Source organism: Paenibacillus sp. JNUCC-31 (assembly GCF_014844075.1).
In the GTDB taxonomy this organism is placed as follows: Bacteria; Bacillota; Bacilli; order Paenibacillales; family Paenibacillaceae; genus Paenibacillus.
This window is the reverse complement of the sequence record NZ_CP062165.1, coordinates 639376-657130: the sequence shown is the minus strand read 5'-3', so window position 1 is coordinate 657130 and position 17755 is coordinate 639376. Positions and strand designations below refer to the sequence as shown.

The 17755-nt window shown below is 47.0% G+C and carries 17 protein-coding genes; all 17 read left to right on the top strand.

The features are described 5' to 3' along the window. Positions 1-36 precede the first annotated feature (36 nt). The 17 genes from JNUCC31_RS02665 to JNUCC31_RS02585 all read left to right on the top strand — a co-directional run bounded on the left by JNUCC31_RS02665 (position 37) and on the right by JNUCC31_RS02585 (position 17709). The gene (locus JNUCC31_RS02665; protein ID WP_228469466.1) at positions 37-561 is read left to right on the top strand and encodes a tetratricopeptide repeat protein; all 525 of its coding nucleotides are present in this window, start codon (positions 37-39) and stop codon (positions 559-561) included. Positions 562-643: 82 nt separating this feature from the next. Then, positions 644-1447 (top strand): 4-hydroxy-tetrahydrodipicolinate reductase, encoded by an 804-nt coding sequence (gene dapB, locus JNUCC31_RS02660; protein ID WP_192268321.1) that lies wholly within the window; start codon positions 644-646, stop codon positions 1445-1447. A gap of 232 nt (positions 1448-1679) precedes the next feature. Then, positions 1680-2120 carry a methylglyoxal synthase gene (mgsA, locus tag JNUCC31_RS02655; protein ID WP_192268319.1) on the top strand — a complete coding sequence of 147 codons (441 nt, stop codon included), beginning with the start codon at positions 1680-1682 and terminating at the stop codon, positions 2118-2120. Beyond that, positions 2117-2815, top strand: a complete 699-nt coding sequence (gene bshB1 / locus JNUCC31_RS02650) for a bacillithiol biosynthesis deacetylase BshB1 (RefSeq protein WP_192268317.1) — start codon at positions 2117-2119, stop codon at positions 2813-2815. Before mgsA ends, bshB1 begins: the two co-directional genes overlap by 4 nt. Before the next feature lie 97 nt (positions 2816-2912). Next, entirely contained in the window at positions 2913-4073 is a 1161-nt protein-coding gene (gene bshA, locus JNUCC31_RS02645; protein ID WP_192268315.1) for an N-acetyl-alpha-D-glucosaminyl L-malate synthase BshA, read from the top strand. A gap of 76 nt (positions 4074-4149) precedes the next feature. Next, positions 4150-5448 (top strand): CCA tRNA nucleotidyltransferase, encoded by a 1299-nt coding sequence (locus JNUCC31_RS02640; protein ID WP_228469464.1) that lies wholly within the window; start codon positions 4150-4152, stop codon positions 5446-5448. Then, positions 5435-6412, top strand: coding sequence for a biotin--[acetyl-CoA-carboxylase] ligase (locus JNUCC31_RS02635; protein WP_192268314.1), 978 nt, complete (start codon positions 5435-5437; stop codon positions 6410-6412). Before JNUCC31_RS02640 ends, JNUCC31_RS02635 begins: the two co-directional genes overlap by 14 nt. Positions 6413-6748: 336 nt before the next feature. Then, positions 6749-7624, top strand: a complete 876-nt coding sequence (gene panB, locus JNUCC31_RS02630) for a 3-methyl-2-oxobutanoate hydroxymethyltransferase (RefSeq protein ID WP_192268312.1) — start codon at positions 6749-6751, stop codon at positions 7622-7624. Then, positions 7621-8517, top strand: a complete 897-nt coding sequence (panC, locus tag JNUCC31_RS02625) for a pantoate--beta-alanine ligase (RefSeq protein ID WP_192268310.1) — start codon at positions 7621-7623, stop codon at positions 8515-8517. Before panB ends, panC begins: the two co-directional genes overlap by 4 nt. Further along, the gene (panD, locus tag JNUCC31_RS02620; protein ID WP_192268308.1) at positions 8510-8893 is read left to right on the top strand and encodes an aspartate 1-decarboxylase; all 384 of its coding nucleotides are present in this window, start codon (positions 8510-8512) and stop codon (positions 8891-8893) included. Before panC ends, panD begins: the two co-directional genes overlap by 8 nt. 117 nt (positions 8894-9010) lie before the next feature. Next, entirely contained in the window at positions 9011-9634 is a 624-nt protein-coding gene (locus JNUCC31_RS02615; RefSeq protein ID WP_228469462.1) for a tetratricopeptide repeat protein, read from the top strand. 143 nt (positions 9635-9777) lie between these two features. Continuing rightward, positions 9778-12639, top strand: a complete 2862-nt coding sequence (gene dinG / locus JNUCC31_RS02610) for an ATP-dependent DNA helicase DinG (RefSeq protein ID WP_192268304.1) — start codon at positions 9778-9780, stop codon at positions 12637-12639. A gap of 224 nt (positions 12640-12863) precedes the next feature. Continuing rightward, complete coding sequence (locus JNUCC31_RS02605; protein ID WP_192268303.1) at positions 12864-13517, top strand: redox-sensing transcriptional repressor Rex; 654 nt, start codon at positions 12864-12866, stop codon at positions 13515-13517. Next, on the top strand, positions 13504-14808 hold the full coding sequence (locus tag JNUCC31_RS02600; protein WP_192268301.1) for an amidohydrolase: 1305 nt from the start codon (positions 13504-13506) through the stop codon (positions 14806-14808). Before JNUCC31_RS02605 ends, JNUCC31_RS02600 begins: the two co-directional genes overlap by 14 nt. Before the next feature lie 41 nt (positions 14809-14849). After that, positions 14850-15380: a cell wall elongation regulator TseB-like domain-containing protein gene (locus JNUCC31_RS02595; RefSeq protein WP_192268299.1), complete on the top strand. Its 531-nt coding sequence runs from the start codon at positions 14850-14852 to the stop codon at positions 15378-15380. Between the two features lie 306 nt (positions 15381-15686). Continuing rightward, positions 15687-16214, top strand: coding sequence for a hypothetical protein (locus tag JNUCC31_RS02590; protein ID WP_192268297.1), 528 nt, complete (start codon positions 15687-15689; stop codon positions 16212-16214). Then, complete coding sequence (locus JNUCC31_RS02585; RefSeq protein ID WP_192268295.1) at positions 16207-17709, top strand: AAA family ATPase; 1503 nt, start codon at positions 16207-16209, stop codon at positions 17707-17709. The genes JNUCC31_RS02590 and JNUCC31_RS02585 overlap by 8 nt, the downstream gene beginning before the upstream one ends. Positions 17710-17755 lie beyond the last annotated feature (46 nt).

Genomic DNA, 17755 nt, shown 5'->3' with positions numbered 1-17755 from the left:
GCTGTACCATCACCTCAATGGGGAGGGACAGCTTGGATGATGAAACCGGAAGAGTATATGCAGCAAGCATACCGCTGTATTTTGCAAAATGATTTTGAGCAGGCCATTCGTTGGTTTGAATCCGCCATCAATGCTCACCCGGAACATGCGGAACTCTATTATCGTTGTTCCATTACGCATGCCCGCAGTCAGCATCTGAGTCAAGCGCTTGAATACGCGCGTAAGGCAGTTGAGCTGTCTCAGGGCATAGAGGAGTATGTATTGCATTTACAGACCCTGGAAGCCAAACAGCTCAGCACTCAGGCTAAGGTACTGCTTGAACAGGCAGGGGACGGAACGCATGAAAGATATGTTCAGGCGGCCGATTTGCTGAGACGGGCGGTTAAACTTGACCCGTTATATGTTGAAGCCCATATCATGCTTGCTCTTGCATACAGTGATCTGAATGAGTTCGACCTTGCAACCAGGTCCGTTCGTGATGCACTGTTATTGGACCCGCAGAATGTGCAACTGCATCAATTGTTACAGGAAATTAAGCAGCGTATGAAGTCTATACAATAAGAATCCATTTTATGGGTGTAAGGGATTGGTCATGAAATGGATTCAGCCGATTGAGCCAACATAGTGAGGAGATGCAGCCAAGATGAGTGAAGTAATACGAGTTGCCGTGATTGGAGCGGCTGGCCGGATGGGCCGTGAAGTCGTGAAATTGGTGCTTCAAGATCCTGAACTGGAACTCGCAGCAGCGGTCAACCGCTCCGGGGTAGGCACGGATGCCGGAACACTTGTCGGTCTGCCTGAATGTGGGGTGCTTTTGACCGACGATATCGAGATGGCCTTTGCAGAGACAAAACCACAGGTTATGGTGGATTTCACTGTCCCCCAATATGCCTTTGCCCATACAGAGATTGCAATCCGTCATGGGGTCAGACCTGTTATGGGTGTTACCGGCTTTACGCCGGATCAGATTGAACAGCTGGACAAGCAGTGTCAGGAGAAAGGCATTGGAGGGTTAATTGCCCCGAACTTCTCAATCGGTGCCATTTTGATGATGAGGTTTGCCGCACAGGCTGCCAAACATATGCCGAATGTCGAGATCATCGAATACCACGGCGATCAAAAGCTGGACGCTCCTTCAGGCACAGCCATCAAAACAGCCGAGCTAATTGCAGCAAACCGTGAGGAATTTCGTCAAGGTAATCCGAATGAAGAAGAGACGATCGAAGGATCGCGTGGCGGATATTATAATGGATTCCGAATTCACAGTGTACGGTTGCCGGGTGTATTCGCCCAGCAGGAAGTGGTATTTGGAGATTTTGGCCAATCCCTCAAAATTCGCCATGACTCCTATGAACGGGCAGGTTACATGCCTGGTGTTAAAATTGGAGTACAAAAGGTTATGGAATATACAGGACTCATTTACGGATTTGATCACTTTATCGACTAAAAGAGGTAGTTCAAAAAGTCAACTTTTGATCACGAGGTCACTCGAGAAGCGGATACGACATCGAATCTTGAATTCGGCCGGGCCTTCCGTTGCTCACGTAGGTTCGCAAGCACATGCTTCCGAAGCCGTTTTCTCCGAAAACGTGTAGCTCCGCTACTCAGTCCCTAGCTTCATCCAACCTTCTTGGTGCTGAAAACCTGACTTTTTGAACACACACTAAAAGGAGATTGTCATGTTGAAAATCGCATTTATTGCCCATGATCGCAAAAAGGAAGAGATGGTTAACTTCGTGACAGCTTACGAACCTGTATTTACAGACCATCAACTATACTCTACCGGCACAACCGGCCTGCGTATTATGGAAGGAACCTCATTACAGATACACCGTTTTGAATCCGGACCGCTAGGCGGGGATCAACAGATCGGAGCTTTGGTTGCACAAAATGAGATGGATCTGATTATATTCCTGCGTGATCCACTGATGGCACAACCTCACGAACCAGATATTAACGCTTTGCTGCGTCTCTGCGATGTGCAGGGTATTCCACTTGCCACCAACATCGCAACTGCTGAGATTCTCGTTAAAGCGCTGGATCGCGGCGATTTTGGCTGGAGAGAGCTTGTACATAAATACAAGCCAGAGGGCGGATTAAATTCGGGTGATGCTCAATGAGTTTGGACATTCTCATATTTGGTGCACATGCGGATGATGCAGAGATTGGAATGGCAGGAACGATTGCCAAACATACTGCTGCAGGACTGAAAGTTGGCGTGTGTGATCTGACCCGGGCAGAGATGTCATCGAACGGGACAGTAGAGCGCAGAGCCGAGGAAGCGGAGCAAGCCTCCCGCGTCCTCGGTCTTTCGTGTCGAAGCAATCTGGGTTTGCCTGACAGGGGACTGCATGTTACCCCTGAACACATTCAGGCAGTAACTTCCGAGATACGCCGTCATGCACCCCGAATCGTGTTTGCTCCCTATTGGGAGGATCGCCATCCGGACCATGTGATGTGCAGCAAGCTTGTACAGGAGGCGGTATTCAACGCCAAGCTTAGAAATTATATGCCGGACATGCCCGCTGTTCAGGTGAAAGAATTGTATTTTTACTTCATCAACGATATCGGGCCAACGGATTTGATTGTGGATATTACGGAATACTACGAGCAAAAGGAACATTCGTTGCTCAGTTATCGTTCCCAATTTGAAAGGGGAGAAGGGGCAGTTTCCACTCCGCTCAATCAAGGATATATTGAACGTGTGAGAGCCCGGGATTCCTTGCTAGGGCAACGAAGCTTTATTCCTTATGCGGAAGGGTTCGCAAGTATCACGCCTTATGTGGTTAATCAGTTTGGCCTAGCAGCCAAGTAATAGATGATCGAGCTTGCTCGTATGAATATATATTAGTTGCACTTCCGTTGCATTATATCAACCTGCACATGCGGGAGATTAAAGGAGCGTCCACCGGATGGATCAAAAGCTAAAGATTGGGATCACCTGTTATCCGTCCCTCGGAGGGTCTGGCGTTGTCGCAACGGAGCTGGGCAAGTTGCTTGCCGAACAGGGTCACCAGGTTCACTTTATTGCTAATAGTATCCCGTTCAGACTGGGTACATTTCAGAAAAATATTTTTTATCATGAAGTTGAAGTCAACGATTATTACGTATTTCGTTATCCGCCTTATGATCTGTCATTGGCAACGAAAATGGCTCAAGTAGCCAAATCACAGAAACTGGACCTGCTGCATGTGCATTATGCAGTACCACACGCCGTGTGTGCCTTTTTGGCAAAACAAATGGTGGGTGAGGACCTGAAGGTAGTCACAACGTTACATGGAACGGATATTACTGTACTGGCACAGGATGAATCTTTGAAGGATCTGATTCGACTTGCCATTAATGAGAGTGATGCCGTCACAGCGGTATCACAAGACTTGATTCGTGAAACGGTTGAATTGCTCGATATAAGGCGTCCAATTGACCTGACTTATAACTTTATAGATAAAAGAATTTATTATCCGAGGGATGCAGCAAATCTGCGTAGAGATTTCGCAGCACCTCACGAAAAAATACTGATGCATATCTCCAACTTCCGTCCTGTGAAGAGAACGCAGGATGTGGTGGAGGTGTTCCGTCAGGTACAGGAACAAGTGCCTGCTAAACTGCTGTTTGTTGGAGAAGGACCGGACTTGCCGAAGATTCAATGGAAGATTAATGAGCTTGGACTGAATGATAAGGTTCATTTTCTAGGGAAGCAGGATGATATTGCTCAAGTCATTTCGATGGCTGATGTACTTATGCTGCCATCGGAGAAGGAAAGTTTCGGACTGGTGGCGCTCGAAGCTATGGCTTGTGGTGTACCTACCATTGGATCACAGGCAGGGGGTATCCCTGAACTGGTATTGCACGGCAAGACCGGATTTTTGTCTCCGATTGGCGACACACAATCGATGGCAGAGAACACGATTCGCTTGTTGACAGACAACCGTTTGACAGCGGACTTCAGAGAGGCATGTTTGAGACGGGCCCATCATGATTTCTGCAACGATGCGATACGGCATGAATATGAACAAATATACTACCGGGTGCTGGGACGTGAAGTCCCGAATCTGAAGCCCGTTTGTGGCTAATTCTCAGATAGTTCACCGTGGAAATAGTTCTGTGTAAGCCATACCGAAGCAACAGGTAGTCATGAGGTGATAGTAAGTGGTTCAATGGACACAGGTAGACCCTGAAATGGCAAGACAAAGCGAGCAGGTGCTTCGAACATTAAATGAAAAAGGGTACGAAGCCTACTGGGTCGGTGGCTGTGTCCGTGATGAGCTTATGAAACGCAGTGTGGATGATATGGATATCACTACGTCTGCTTCTCCTGAGCAAGTCATGGAACTGTTCGCGGATTGTATTCCAACAGGCCTCCAGCATGGAACGGTTACCGTTCGATCAGGAGGCTGTTACTTTGAGGTTACGACTTTTCGTACAGAATCTGAATATAAGGACAATCGAAGGCCGACTGCGGTTCACTTTGTCCAGGATATCAAGGAAGATCTGCAACGGCGTGATTTCACGATGAATGCACTAGCCATGGACCGAAACGGAAATATCGTTGATCCTTTTGGCGGACAGACGGACATTCAGGATGAACGGGTCAGATGTGTGGGATCAGCCAATGAGCGTTTTGGTGAAGATGCGCTGCGGATGCTCCGGTGCGTTCGTTTTGCTTCGGTATTCGATTTCAAAATTGCCCACAACACCTGGAAGGGATTAGTTCGACAGAAAGATCTCCTGCAACATATTGCCATGGAACGGGTTCGAACCGAAATGGTCAAAATGATGGCAGGCGCCCATCCGCTGAGAGGACTGGAATTGCTGCGCCGAAGTCAGGCATTGGAGTATGTCAAGGCACCTGTTCACGTGGAACGATTTAATCAAATTCTCTTATCCAATATGGAACAATTGAAGGGTGAGAACGTTCTATTACGCTGGTCGATATTGCTTATTGCAGGATATTTTACCAGAGATGAAGCAGATGCTTTGCTTCGGAAATGGACATTTTCTAACGACGATCGCTCTCGCATGACCGGTGTTCTTGAGGTGGAACAACAGGTGAAGTCTCTCGTTCAGGAACAGAAGGACGAAGAGACACTGCGAGCCGAATGGATCGTTACGGTGTTATCTTGCGGGCGTCAGGCAACAGAGGACTGGCTAATGATTCAACGCTTACTCCCATCAGGTTGGCGGGAACAAGGGGGATTGCTTGAAGGACAGATCGATGCGATACAATTCAATGGTGCTGCATGGAGTCAATCCATGAAGGTACATGAAATGAAAGATCTGCATATTACCGGTGAAAACATTTTGCAGTTGCTTGGGCGCAAGGGCGGACCGTGGCTGGGACAGTTGATGAAATATCTCTTGAAAGAGACGGCGATTGGTAAGATAAAGAATCAGCATGAAGTGCTGACTAACGAAGTGAAGCGGGTGTCTGCAGATGACAAAGCATGAAGAACTGTTACATATGTTACTGAATGCAGAAGGAGAGTTTGTGTCTGGTGAAGAAATCAGTCGCATGCTGTCCATTAGCCGAACGGCCGTGTGGAAACATATTAACAAACTGCGTGACCTGGGTTATGAGTTTGAAGCCGTATCTCGCAAAGGATATCGCTTGGTTACCAAACCGGACAGCATTGATGCAACGGCGTTACAGCTGGCGCTGAAAACAACGGTGTTTGGCCGGAAAGCCTTAATCCTTCATTCCACCTTATCCACCCAAGGGGATGTCCAGCACATGGCTGAACAGGGGCAGAGTGAAGGGGCAGTTGTGCTGGCGGAAGAACAGACAGGTGGGCGCGGCCGCTTTGGTCGTAAGTGGTTTTCTCCACCTGGAAGAGGGATCTGGATGAGTGTACTGATGCGTCCTGAGCTTGCGCTGCAAAACACACCCCAGTTAACGCTACTTACAGGTGTGGCAGTGTGTCGTGCCATTCGCGCCTGCACAGGCGCTGACGCTGGGATCAAGTGGCCCAATGATCTATTGATTAATGGTCGTAAGGTGTGTGGAATCCTGCTTGAATCAACGGTTGAAGACCATGAAGTACGATACTGTATTGCAGGAATAGGGGTAGATGTTAATTTTGACCCCAAGGATTATCCAGAAGATCTCAAGTCGATTGCAACTTCGCTTAAGATGGAGACGGGTCAATCCATAGATCGGACCAAACTTGCAGCAGCCATTCTCTCAGAATTGGAACATCTGTATTTCTTGTACCAGAAAGAAGGATTCGGGGTAATCTCTTCACTTTGGGAAGCCTTATCCGTTTCAATGAATCGTGAGATTAAGGTGGTCAATCCACAGGGCGGTCTCGAAGGGATGGCAATAGGTCTTGATCCTTCTGGAGCTCTGATTGTGGAGAAGCAAAACGGCGAACGGGTATCCGTGTACTCAGGTGAAGTTTCGCTGGTAGATTAAACATTATGTCGAAATTACACAGGTAAAATGAAACATAAAACGTGAAGTTTGAGCAGAACTTTGGTATACTGTGTTCGTGAGGCGATATCGGCTAATGCAGACCGAATTGCACTCCGGCGGTAGTATGCTTTGTTCTGCTTCAAATTGTGCAGCAATAAGGCATGAACGAATGGTAGTAAAGTGAGTTGTTGGATTCTGCTCTGAGCCGAAGAGGACCGAGACAGAAGGGACGATCGCAAGTGACTCTTTTTTGACTTTTCGGGACTTTTTAGTGGAAAACTAAAAGGTTTTTTTTGTTGCGTTTAAATTGAAAAGGTGAGAGGAGCCATGAAAAAGATGGGAAATAAACAAGCATTGAATATTGTGAAAATGAAAAAATATAAGCAGGACGGCGTGCCGCTCAGTATGATCACGGCTTACGATTACCCGACAGCCCAATTGGCAGAGGAAGCAGGTATTGATCTGATTCTGGTCGGTGATTCACTGGGAAATGTGGTGCTGGGGTACAACTCCACCTTGCCTGTTACGATCGACGATATGGTGTACCATACACGCTCTGTCGTGCGTGGTGCAGGAAATACGTTTATCGTGGCTGACATGCCCTTCATGACGTACCATGGCAGTGTAGATGAGACACTTAAAGGTGTGCGTCGTTTAATGCAGGAAGGTCATGCACATGCGGTCAAGATGGAAGGCGGTGTCGAAATAGCGGATACGGTAAAGGCAGTTGTGCAAGCCGGTGTACCCGTTCTTGGACATATTGGACTGACTCCGCAATCCGTGAATCAAATTGGCGGTTATCGCATTCAGGGTAAGGATGCTGCGGATGCCAGACGTCTCATGGACGAAGCCAAGGCACTTGAAGCGGCTGGAGCTTTCGGCATAGTACTTGAACTGGTTACCGAAGAAGTGGCAAGAGCCATCTCAGAAGAACTTTCTATCCCTACAATTGGCATTGGAGCAGGTAGAGGATGTGATGGTCAGGTACTCGTATTCCATGATGTGGTTCAGTACGCTTCCCCTTATACGCCAAAACGCTTTGTAAAAACATATGGAGATGTAGGAACACTGATTCGCAATAGCATTGAGTCCTATGTGAAAGAAGTCAAGGACCGCTCCTTCCCAGCTGAAGAGCACGTATTTACCGCCGCTGACGGCGTTCTGGATCAATTGTACGGACATGGTAAAGAAAAGGTGGAGACGAGCGTATGAAAGTGATACGGACAATCGCAGAATTAAGACAAGAAATCAGCTTGCAACGTCAGTCGATTCGGTCCAGAGAGCCTGTTGTTGGACTGGTGCCTACGATGGGATTTCTTCATGAAGGCCATGCCAGCTTGATGCTTGCTGCCAAACAACAAAGCGATATTGTGGTATTGAGCATCTTTGTTAATCCGATTCAATTTGGTCCGAATGAAGACTTTGAGAGCTATCCCCGAGATGAGGCGAGGGATGTAGAAACAGCTCGTGCACAAGGGGTGGATATCGTATTTATTCCCTCTGTTGAAGAGATGTATCCACAGCCAACACAAACGACTATATCCGTTTCCCGTCTAACAGATCGCTTGTGTGGTGCTTCCCGCCCCGGACATTTTGATGGAGTGACTACGGTCGTTTCGAAATTGTTTAATATTGTGCAGCCACAGCGTGCCTTTTTTGGCATGAAAGATGCTCAACAAGTTGCTGTTATCCAGCAAATGGTTAACGATTTAAATATGGCAGTAGAGATTGTCCCTTGTCCTATCATTCGTGAGAATGATGGCTTGGCGCTTAGCTCGCGTAACGTATATTTGACCGCTGAACAACGTCAGGAAGCGCTGGTACTGTCCAAAGCACTGCGTAAGGCTCAAGAAGCTGTAGATGCAGGCAGCGCGACAACAGCAGCAGAAATCCGCAGTATATTGCGTCAGAATATTGAACGTTCACGGCTGGCTGTCATTGATTACGCTGAAATTCAGTCTTTTCCAAGCCTGGAGCCACTTGCAGATCAGGAAAAAGTTCATGGTCGTGACGATCTGTTGATCGCACTTGCAGTAAAATTCGGCAAAACAAGATTAATTGACAATATAAGGCTGCAACCATCGGAGGTACTGTCCCATGTTTAGAACATTAATGAAATCCAAAATCCACCGGGCAACCGTTACGGAAGCAAACCTGAATTATGTGGGTAGCATTACCATCGATGAAGACCTGATGGAAACATCCGATCTGATGGAGAATGAGAAAGTTCAGATTGTGAACAACAATAATGGTGCTCGTCTGGAAACATATGTCATCCCAGGACCGCGAGGAAGTGGTGTTATCTGTCTTAATGGAGCTGCTGCCCGCCTGGTACAGCCTGGCGATACCGTCATTATCATTTCATATGCAATGATGTCTCAAGAAGAGGTAAATAATCACAAGCCTACTGTGGTCTTCGTGGATGGACAGAATAAACCTGTACAAACGATGAAGCAGGAAGTTCACGCGACGATTATGTAATCGACTGGTAAGGGGAATGAAATCGGTCCATTCTACAAAAAATGAGTACAGGTCACTGCACTAATCCATTTTTTCAAGGGTGGGGATGCATCGATGTTCCAGCATGTTTTCGCAGAAATGAACGACATGTTAGATGAAATTATCAAGCGCTACCCTTCTGCTGAAGGCCTAAACAAACAGGAGCTGCTTCAAAAGTGGAATTTACTGAAGCGGATGAGTGACGGGATGATTGATGAGTGGCTGATGTTTGAAGAAAAAATGAGTCAGGTAAGGGAGCAGGAAATGGTTAAGCCTGCTTCTCTTGAACCTGAACAGGAAGCTGTGACCGCTTTGCCAGAACTCCATCTGGAATGTTTCAGTCGCGGTCAGGGATATTTCAAATTGCAGATGTATCCACAGGCGATTATGCAATTTTCGAGGGTTGTGACCGACCATCCGGAAAGCGCACTGACTCGTTTTTACCTGGCTTTGGCTCATCTTCATTTGGAGCAAACTTCAGAAGCTGGAATACACTTGCAGCGTATTATGCATTTAAATGGATCGCCGAGATTAAAAGGGCTGGTATGTAACGTTCTGGGCTGTATTGAGGCCAAGCTCGCGAACCTTGATGGTGCATGTTCCCTGTTTGCACAGGCGCTTCAGTATGACCCGACGTTGACCGAACCGTTGTATAACATGGAAGCATGTCGATTGAACAACGGACAATTGCAATATGCAAATCAGCTGACGGCCCTGAACTAGGAGCCGTTTGGCGGCAAGAAGACGGTGTTCTCTCCTCTGGCATAGCGGCGGGGACACCGCCTTTTTTTGTCAGTTAATTTTCAAATGCCCTTTTTTTTGCTATGCTGTAACATAGACTGGAATGGAAGGGACCGTACATTGCAATGAAATTTGCCGTATTGGATTTCGAAACAACCGGCACGCAGTCCGACGGTGAGATTATACAAGCCGGGCTTGCCATCATAGATCATGACTACAGCATAACTCAAATATATAGTTCTTATGTGAATCCGGGTGTGCCGATTCCTCCGTTTATAACGGGGTTAACCGGTATTACTAACGAAGATGTGGAGGAAGCTCCCTCATTGGAAGAGATGATGATGGAGATGGTTCCGTTACTGGACGATGTCGTTCTTGTTGGACACAACGTGGCGTTTGATTTTCACTTTCTTCAAAATGCACTGGATCGATGCGGCTATCTGCCGTTCACCGGCCGTATTCTGGATACGATTGATTTTCTGAAGATCACGTTCCCATCACTGGGTTCTTATCAACTCGGTTATGTATCTTCCGAATTTGGATTTCAGCATGACCGCCCTCATCAGGCAGATAGTGACGCACTTGCGACAGCTTATGTGCTTCTGAAATGCTTCGATGAGTTACGTGCATTACCGCTTATAACGATTCAGCGCCTCAGTGACCTGTTTGCACCGGAGGATAGTGACTTGGGTTGGTTCTTCGACGGGATGCGCACAGAGAAGGAAGCTGAGCCCATTCAGGATCTGGATGGTCATACGTATTACCGACAGCTTGCCCTAAACGTGAGTGACTGGACAGAGATTGGTGCACCACGGGACGAGCGGGAAGGGAATCCCCTGGAAGGCATCAGTTTTGAACAGTACATGGATCAGGTCCGAGATAACTTGAAGGAAACGCTGGATCATTATGAGGAGCGCGAGGCGCAAACTCAAATGTTCAGTAGTGTGCGACAAGCCTTGGACGAAGAGAAACACCTGTTGATTGAGGCTGGAACAGGCACAGGTAAATCACTCGGTTATTTGCTGCCTGCCATCTATGAAAGTGTGAAGCAAGAACAGAAAGTCATGGTCAGCACGCATACCATCAATCTGCAGGAGCAATTGAGAGAGCGGGATATTCCCATGCTCACCCAAGTGGTTCCCTTCCCTTTTAAGGCAGCTGTATTCAAGGGACGTGGGCATTATCTGTGTCTGCGCAAATTTGAGCACAAAATCAATAAGCGCGAATTTGCTACACCCAAAGAGGACTACTTCACAGCGGCTCAGATGATCGTTTGGCTTACTCAGACGGAGACAGGTGATGATGAGGAACTCAATCTCAGCGGACGCGGAGGTGACTTCTGGGAGACAGTACAGAGTGAGTCCGAGTCTTGTCTTGGACGTTCTTGTCCTTGGTTCCGCAAATGTTTCTATCATCGGGCCAAACATGAAGCAGGGTTATCCGATATCGTCATTACGAATCACTCTAAATTGTTTACCGATGTCAAAGCAGCGCATCAACTGCTGCCAGCCTACGAAAGTCTGGTGATTGATGAAGCACATCATTTGGAGGACGTGGCGGGTAAGCATCTTGGTTTGCATATGAAATATTTCACGTTGGTTCATACACTGACCCGGCTGTTTAAAGATAGCCGCAACGGCCAACTTCCCATGCTTCGTTCCCAATTGTCGGGTCATGAAAACTCGGTACAATGGGGTTCCATGATTGATCAGATGTTCCCGCTTGCGGTTGAAGTCAAAGAGATGTGGGATCGATTGAGCGATACTTTATTCGGCTTGTTGCCTGAACGATCTGATGCTTCTCCAGGCGAGACAGGACAGTTTTCTCTTCGACTGAAGCCTTCGCAAAAACCAGCCAAATGGCAGGAACTGCAGGAGGCTGAAAACCAGATTTATGTAACCCTGGGTGACTTAATCCGTAAGGGTGACAAGTTGCTGCTTGAAGTGAAAGAAGATCAGGATGATTATCAGTCCGATAGTTTGATTACGGATATCTCTGGTCTGCTAAAGGACTTGGCAACGATCAAGGATAATCTGCGTTTCTTCATGCGGATGGATGATACCAAAACCGTTTATTGGATGGAAGCCAGCGGCCAATTCCGCAGTAAATCGCTGCAATTGTATGCTGTTCCTGTAGATGTCAGTGCACAATTAAAAGAAATGTTCTTTGATAAAAAGAAAAGCGTTGTGCTTACATCGGCTACGCTTTCGGTTGACAAATCATTTCAATTCATGATTGAGCAGCTTGGCTTGCAGGAAGCTTCCGAGAATAACCGTCTGTTGACGTCCATGCTGCCGTCACCCTTCAACTATCGTGAACAGGCCCTGCTCGTTATTCCACGTGATTTCCCGAGCGTGAAGGGCAGTGTTGGTGATGCCCACTTTGTGGATATGCTTGTACACTCACTCGCGGAAACGGCCATTGCCACTCGTGGCCGCATGATGGTGCTGTTTACATCCTACCGCATGCTGCGACAGGTCTATGATCCACTCAAAGAGGCGTTGTCCGGCAACGATATATCATTATTGGGCCAAGGGGTGGACAGCGGCAGCCGATCCAAATTGACACGCCGGTTCCAGGACGCAAAAGCTACGGTGCTTCTTGGCACAAGCAGCTTCTGGGAAGGGGTGGACATTCCGGGAGAGGCATTGACTTGTCTAGCCATTGTCAGACTTCCTTTTCAACCGCCGAATCATCCATTGGTGGAAGCGAAGAGTGAGCTTTTGCAAGAACAGAAGAAAAATCCGTTTATGAAGCTGTCTGTGCCGCAAGCGGTCATTCGTTTCAAACAGGGTTTCGGTAGGCTGGTTCGCACAGGTCAAGACAGAGGCATCGTGATCGTATACGATACACGCGTCATTGAAGCCTATTATGGCAAGTACTTTTTATATTCATTACCAGGACCCAAAATGGAGCATATGCTTGCGGAACAGATGGTTCCGCGAATTACGGAATGGCTCGATAAGCCAGCCGGGGAACAACAATAACAGACTAGAGATACCTCGTGCTCACTACATCATTGCATGAAGCCAGTGATCAGCGGTAAAATTGATTAGATCATTCATTTGTTTCATGAATTTGAAGTAATGCAATTATCATTTATATAACTAGAGCATTCTGTATATTTACTTTTCTTTTCGTATGAACTGATTTATGCAGGATGCTCATCTTTTCATCTATCTATCGTGGCCTTGGTAAGGGGGAGCAATGAATGAAATCAGATAAAATCTCGGAAGCCGTGGTGCGACGTTTGCCCGTTTATTTGCGCTACTTAAATGAATTGCATCAGCGCGAAGTCACTACGGTTTCTTCTCAAGAGCTTGGACTAAGGCTGGATCTGAATCCAGCTCAGATTCGTAAGGATCTGGCTTATTTCGGTGATTTTGGCCGTAAAGGCATCGGTTATGACGTTTCATATCTCATCGAAAAAATTCGTCATATTTTAAAGATAGACCAGCAGATTAATGTGGCTCTTGTTGGAGCCGGTAATCTGGGACATGCATTGTCCAATTACAACGCATATCTGAAAGACAACATGAAGATTGTTGCTGTATTTGATGCCTATGGTCCGAAGATTGGAAGTCAAATCAACAGCCTGACGGTACAGCCGATGAATGAATTAACAGATTCGATCAAAAAGGATAACATTCGCATCGGAATTATCACTGTTCCCGACACGGAAGCCCAAAATGTTGCGGATCAGCTGATTGAGTCTGGAATTGAAGCGATTCTGAACTTTGCACCAACCATCCTCAAAACCCCGCCGCATATTCGCATTCATCATGCCGATTTTACGACGGATCTGCTTAGTTTGGCTTATTACTTGGAGAATGGAAAGGACGACGAGGAAGATGACGAGAAATAGATGGGTTATTCATAACGGCAAATTTGCTGTTAGCGAGGGTGCGAATTGGAAAGTGGTTCACGGTTATATGGTCGTAGAGAATGACCAGATTGTGCATATTGGTGAGACGTTGCCGGAAGGAGACGAAAGTCTGACAAAGGTGGATGGAAAAGGACTGCTCTTCCTGCCGGGTCTGATCAATACGCATGGTCATGCAGCGATGTCGCTTCTGAGAGGTCACGGGGACGATCTGGCGCTACAAGTTTGGCTGCAGGAGAAAATGTGGCCAATGGAAGCCAAAATGACGTCTGAAGACGTATATTGGGGCACATCACTTTCCGTGCTTGAAATGTTGAAAGGCGGAACAACGGCGTTCCTCGATATGTATGATCATATGGATCAGGTTGCGAAAGTAGTGGAACAATCCGGCGTTCGGGCTGCTCTGGCACGTGGCGTAATCGGACTTTGCTCAGAAGAAGAACAACGGCGTAAACTGGAAGAGTCCGCAGCATTTGCACGTCAATGGAATGGACAAGCAAACGGAAGAATTACCACCGTAATCTCTCCACACGCCCCTTATACTTGTCCTCCAGACTACATAGAGAAGCTGGTACAGGTTGCACATGACCTGAATCTGCCTTTGCATACCCATATGTCTGAAACACTTCGTGAAGTGGAGCAGAATGTAACCGACTATGGTCTTCGTCCTGTCGCACATCTGGAGAAATTGGGTTTCTTCTCACGTCCATCCCTGGTCGCCCATGCCGTGCATCTGAATGATGAGGAGATCGAGATTCTCGCACGGCATGATGTAGCCGTTTCCCACAATCCAGGCAGTAACCTGAAGCTGGCTTCGGGTGTTGCACGTGTACCTGACTTGCTGAAAGCAGGTGTGACCGTGTCCCTGGGAACAGACGGACCTGCAAGTAACAATAACCTGGATATGTTTGAAGAGATGAGACTGGCTGCATTGATTCACAAAGGTGTGTCCGGTGACCCAACGGCCGTTCCAGCCGGGGAAGCGCTGCAGCTCGGAACTTCATATGGTGCCAAATCCATTTTCCTGAACAATACAGGCGCTCTGCAAGCAGGCATGAAGGCTGACTTCATCGCACTTAACATCGAACAGGCCCATTTCTATCCACATACCGATCTGATTTCCCACACGGTCTACTCGGCATCAGCCAAAGATGTGGAGCATGTATGGGTGGATGGCAAACAAGTGGTCAAACATGGCGAATGTCTTACCATGGACGAAGAGCGCATTTTGCATGAGTCTCAGCTTGCATTTGACGGTCTGCTCGCTCGTTAATTTCAGGATTGCAGCGTCATAGGGGAAAGGAAGTTCGGCTTTTGAAGAAAAAAAAGAAGTGGATATGGATTTCGCTGCTGCTCCTGGTTCTGATTCTGTTTGGTCTTCAGCGTTATTATGTCTATGTTACCCAGGATCAGCGCAAGGAAGAGGCGTTGGCCATACAGGCGGCACAAGACCAGCTTGGGATAACGTCATATGAAGACCTGCGGAAGTATGTATGGGGTCAGAAAGACGGCGGAGACAACATATACTGGACCCTGATCGGCAAAAATAAGGATAACCAGAGTGTCGTGGTATGGATCAAGTTTGATGGAAATAACAAGCCTGTGACGGGGGCCAATGCAGTACACAGTGAACTCTTGCAAAACGGCATGTCTGAAGCTCAGATTCGAAATCGGTTCAGCTCTGAAGTCCCAGGTGGGGAGATCAAGCGAATCATGCCAGGCGTTGTGAATGGAATCTATGTATGGCAAGTGTACTATAAGGATGGCACTCACAATTACTACCGTTTTTATCGTTTTAGTAACGGTGAACAGGTTGATCTGGTCTATACCATCCCGAATAGCTAGAATAGGCAGCAGGTTTACTATTGTCTAAAAAAAGCACATGCAAAGAGCCGGCAGACGGAAACCCGACTGAACCGGTTCTTTGGCTTACCTTCTTGATCATTTTGGATTTGAATAGTTAAAATTATTAATTTATTCATATTTTCGCCTTAGATATTGTATATACGATGTGATATACTCGAATATGTACTCAAGGATACATCATACACAAATAAATCCTGTTAGGCACATCACAGGATATTACGTACACATATTCATATTCTTGGCTACAAGCTATAGGATGAGCCAACATATAGGAGGGTAACTCACTTGAAGATAAAAGTATTGCCTATTGCTTTAACTGCCGTCATTTCAGCCGTCTTGTTGTTTGGAGGTTGGTTTGTGTATCGTCATGTGGCTTTGCAGAGCCCTATTGAAAAGATGGTTACCCAATACGACGGAGTCAATGACGTTCAATTATCTATTAACCGCAATGATGTACAGTTGAAACTCGATCTGCAGCCAGATGTTGATTTGGGCAGATTGGTACAATATATTCATAAAGAAGGACAGACCTTGATTGGCACCCGATCGTTGAAACTGGATGTCGTGGATCATTCCAACGAAGCGCTAGAGAGCTGGTGGGGTAGCGCCATGTTTACCGTGGCTCAGGCGATGGAAAACAAGCAATACACCGAGATTACCCCGACGTTGTCCAAGATGGCAACGAATGGAATCAAGGTAAACACGGCTATGGACGATAACAATGTATATGTTAGTCTCAGAGATGGAGATGCCAGCAAGTTTATTATTCTGCCGCGTGTGCCCGGTCAGATAGGAGTGTGGCCCAATGCCTAAATGGACGAAAGAAATTGCCATTGGATTTGTACCCGTATTGATTATCTTTCTTGCTTTTGTTGGTGTAAACATGGTTCCCATCTTAATCGCGGCATTGCTTGTGGGGGGGCTGTTGTTCATGATGCAAATGCGCGGAGGAATTACGGTAGGAGCTGGTCAGGAACGTAAACGCAAGAAAAAAGGACCTACGAAGCTGACCTTTGAAGAAATTGGGGGTCAGGAAAGTGCCAAACAGGAACTGAGGGAAGCGCTTGATTTTCTGATCCGGCACGAAGAAATCCAGAAGTACGGGATTCGTCCTTTGAAGGGCATTTTGCTCACTGGCCCTCCCGGAACAGGGAAAACATTAATGGCCAAGGCAGCTGCTCATTATACGGACTCTGTTTTTGTAGCAGCCTCAGGCAGTGAGTTTGTTGAAATGTACGTCGGTGTGGGTGCCGGCAGAATCCGGGATTTGTTCCGGGATGCGAGAACTCGGGCTGCCAAAGAAAATAAAGAAAATGCCATCATATTTATCGATGAAATTGATGTCATTGGGGGTAAACGTGAAGGTGGGCAGCAGCGTGAGTACGATCAGACGTTGAATCAGTTGTTGACTGAAATGGATGGGATATACTCTTCCGACACACCACGCATACTCGTAATTGCAGCGACAAACCGAAAAGAAATGTTGGATACCGCCCTGACTCGTCCGGGACGTTTTGACCGTCATATTCAGGTGGACTTGCCAGACAAAAAAGGAAGAAAACACATACTGGAGCTTCATGCAGTCAATAAACCTCTTTTGGAAGGCGTCAGTCTCGATAAGACAGCTGAAGAATCCTATGGTTTCTCTGGGGCTCAGCTGGAAAGTGTAATGAATGAAGCTGCAATTTATGCGATGAGAGACGGACTGCTCAACATAGAACAGCGCCATCTGTCGCTTGCGATTGATAAAGTAATGATGGGTGAGAAGACAGATCGTGAATCCAGTGTGGAAGAGAAAAAAAGGGTCGCTATTCACGAATTGGGACATGCCATTATGGCAGAATTGGTTCGTCCTGGAAGTGTAAGTCAAGTTGCGCTTAGTCCACGTGGACAGGCATTGGGATATGTACGTCATAACCCGCAGCAAGAACAATTTCTGTATACAAAGCGCTTTCTTGAAGAACAGATCATGATTGCGCTCGGAGGGGCGGCAGCAGAAGAAATGTATTATGGTGGGCGCAGCACAGGCTCACGTAATGACTTTGAGCAAGCAACGAATGTGGTACAGACGATGATGGCTTCCGGGCTCACGACGTTGGGTATTGTTAACATGGACATGGTAACGACGGAAGAATTGATGCGTGAGAACAAATTGATTCTGCAAGACCTGATGGAACAGACCAAACGATTGCTTGAAGAACAGCGGACAATTTTCGACAATTCCCTCGACACGCTGCTCAGGGAAGAAGTGTTGTCTGGCGATCAATTTCGTTGTCAATTTCGTGACAGCGCCCTTCTACCGGCATAATTTATTTATGTCGGTTATTTTTTTTTACATTTCAGTCGTGCTAAGA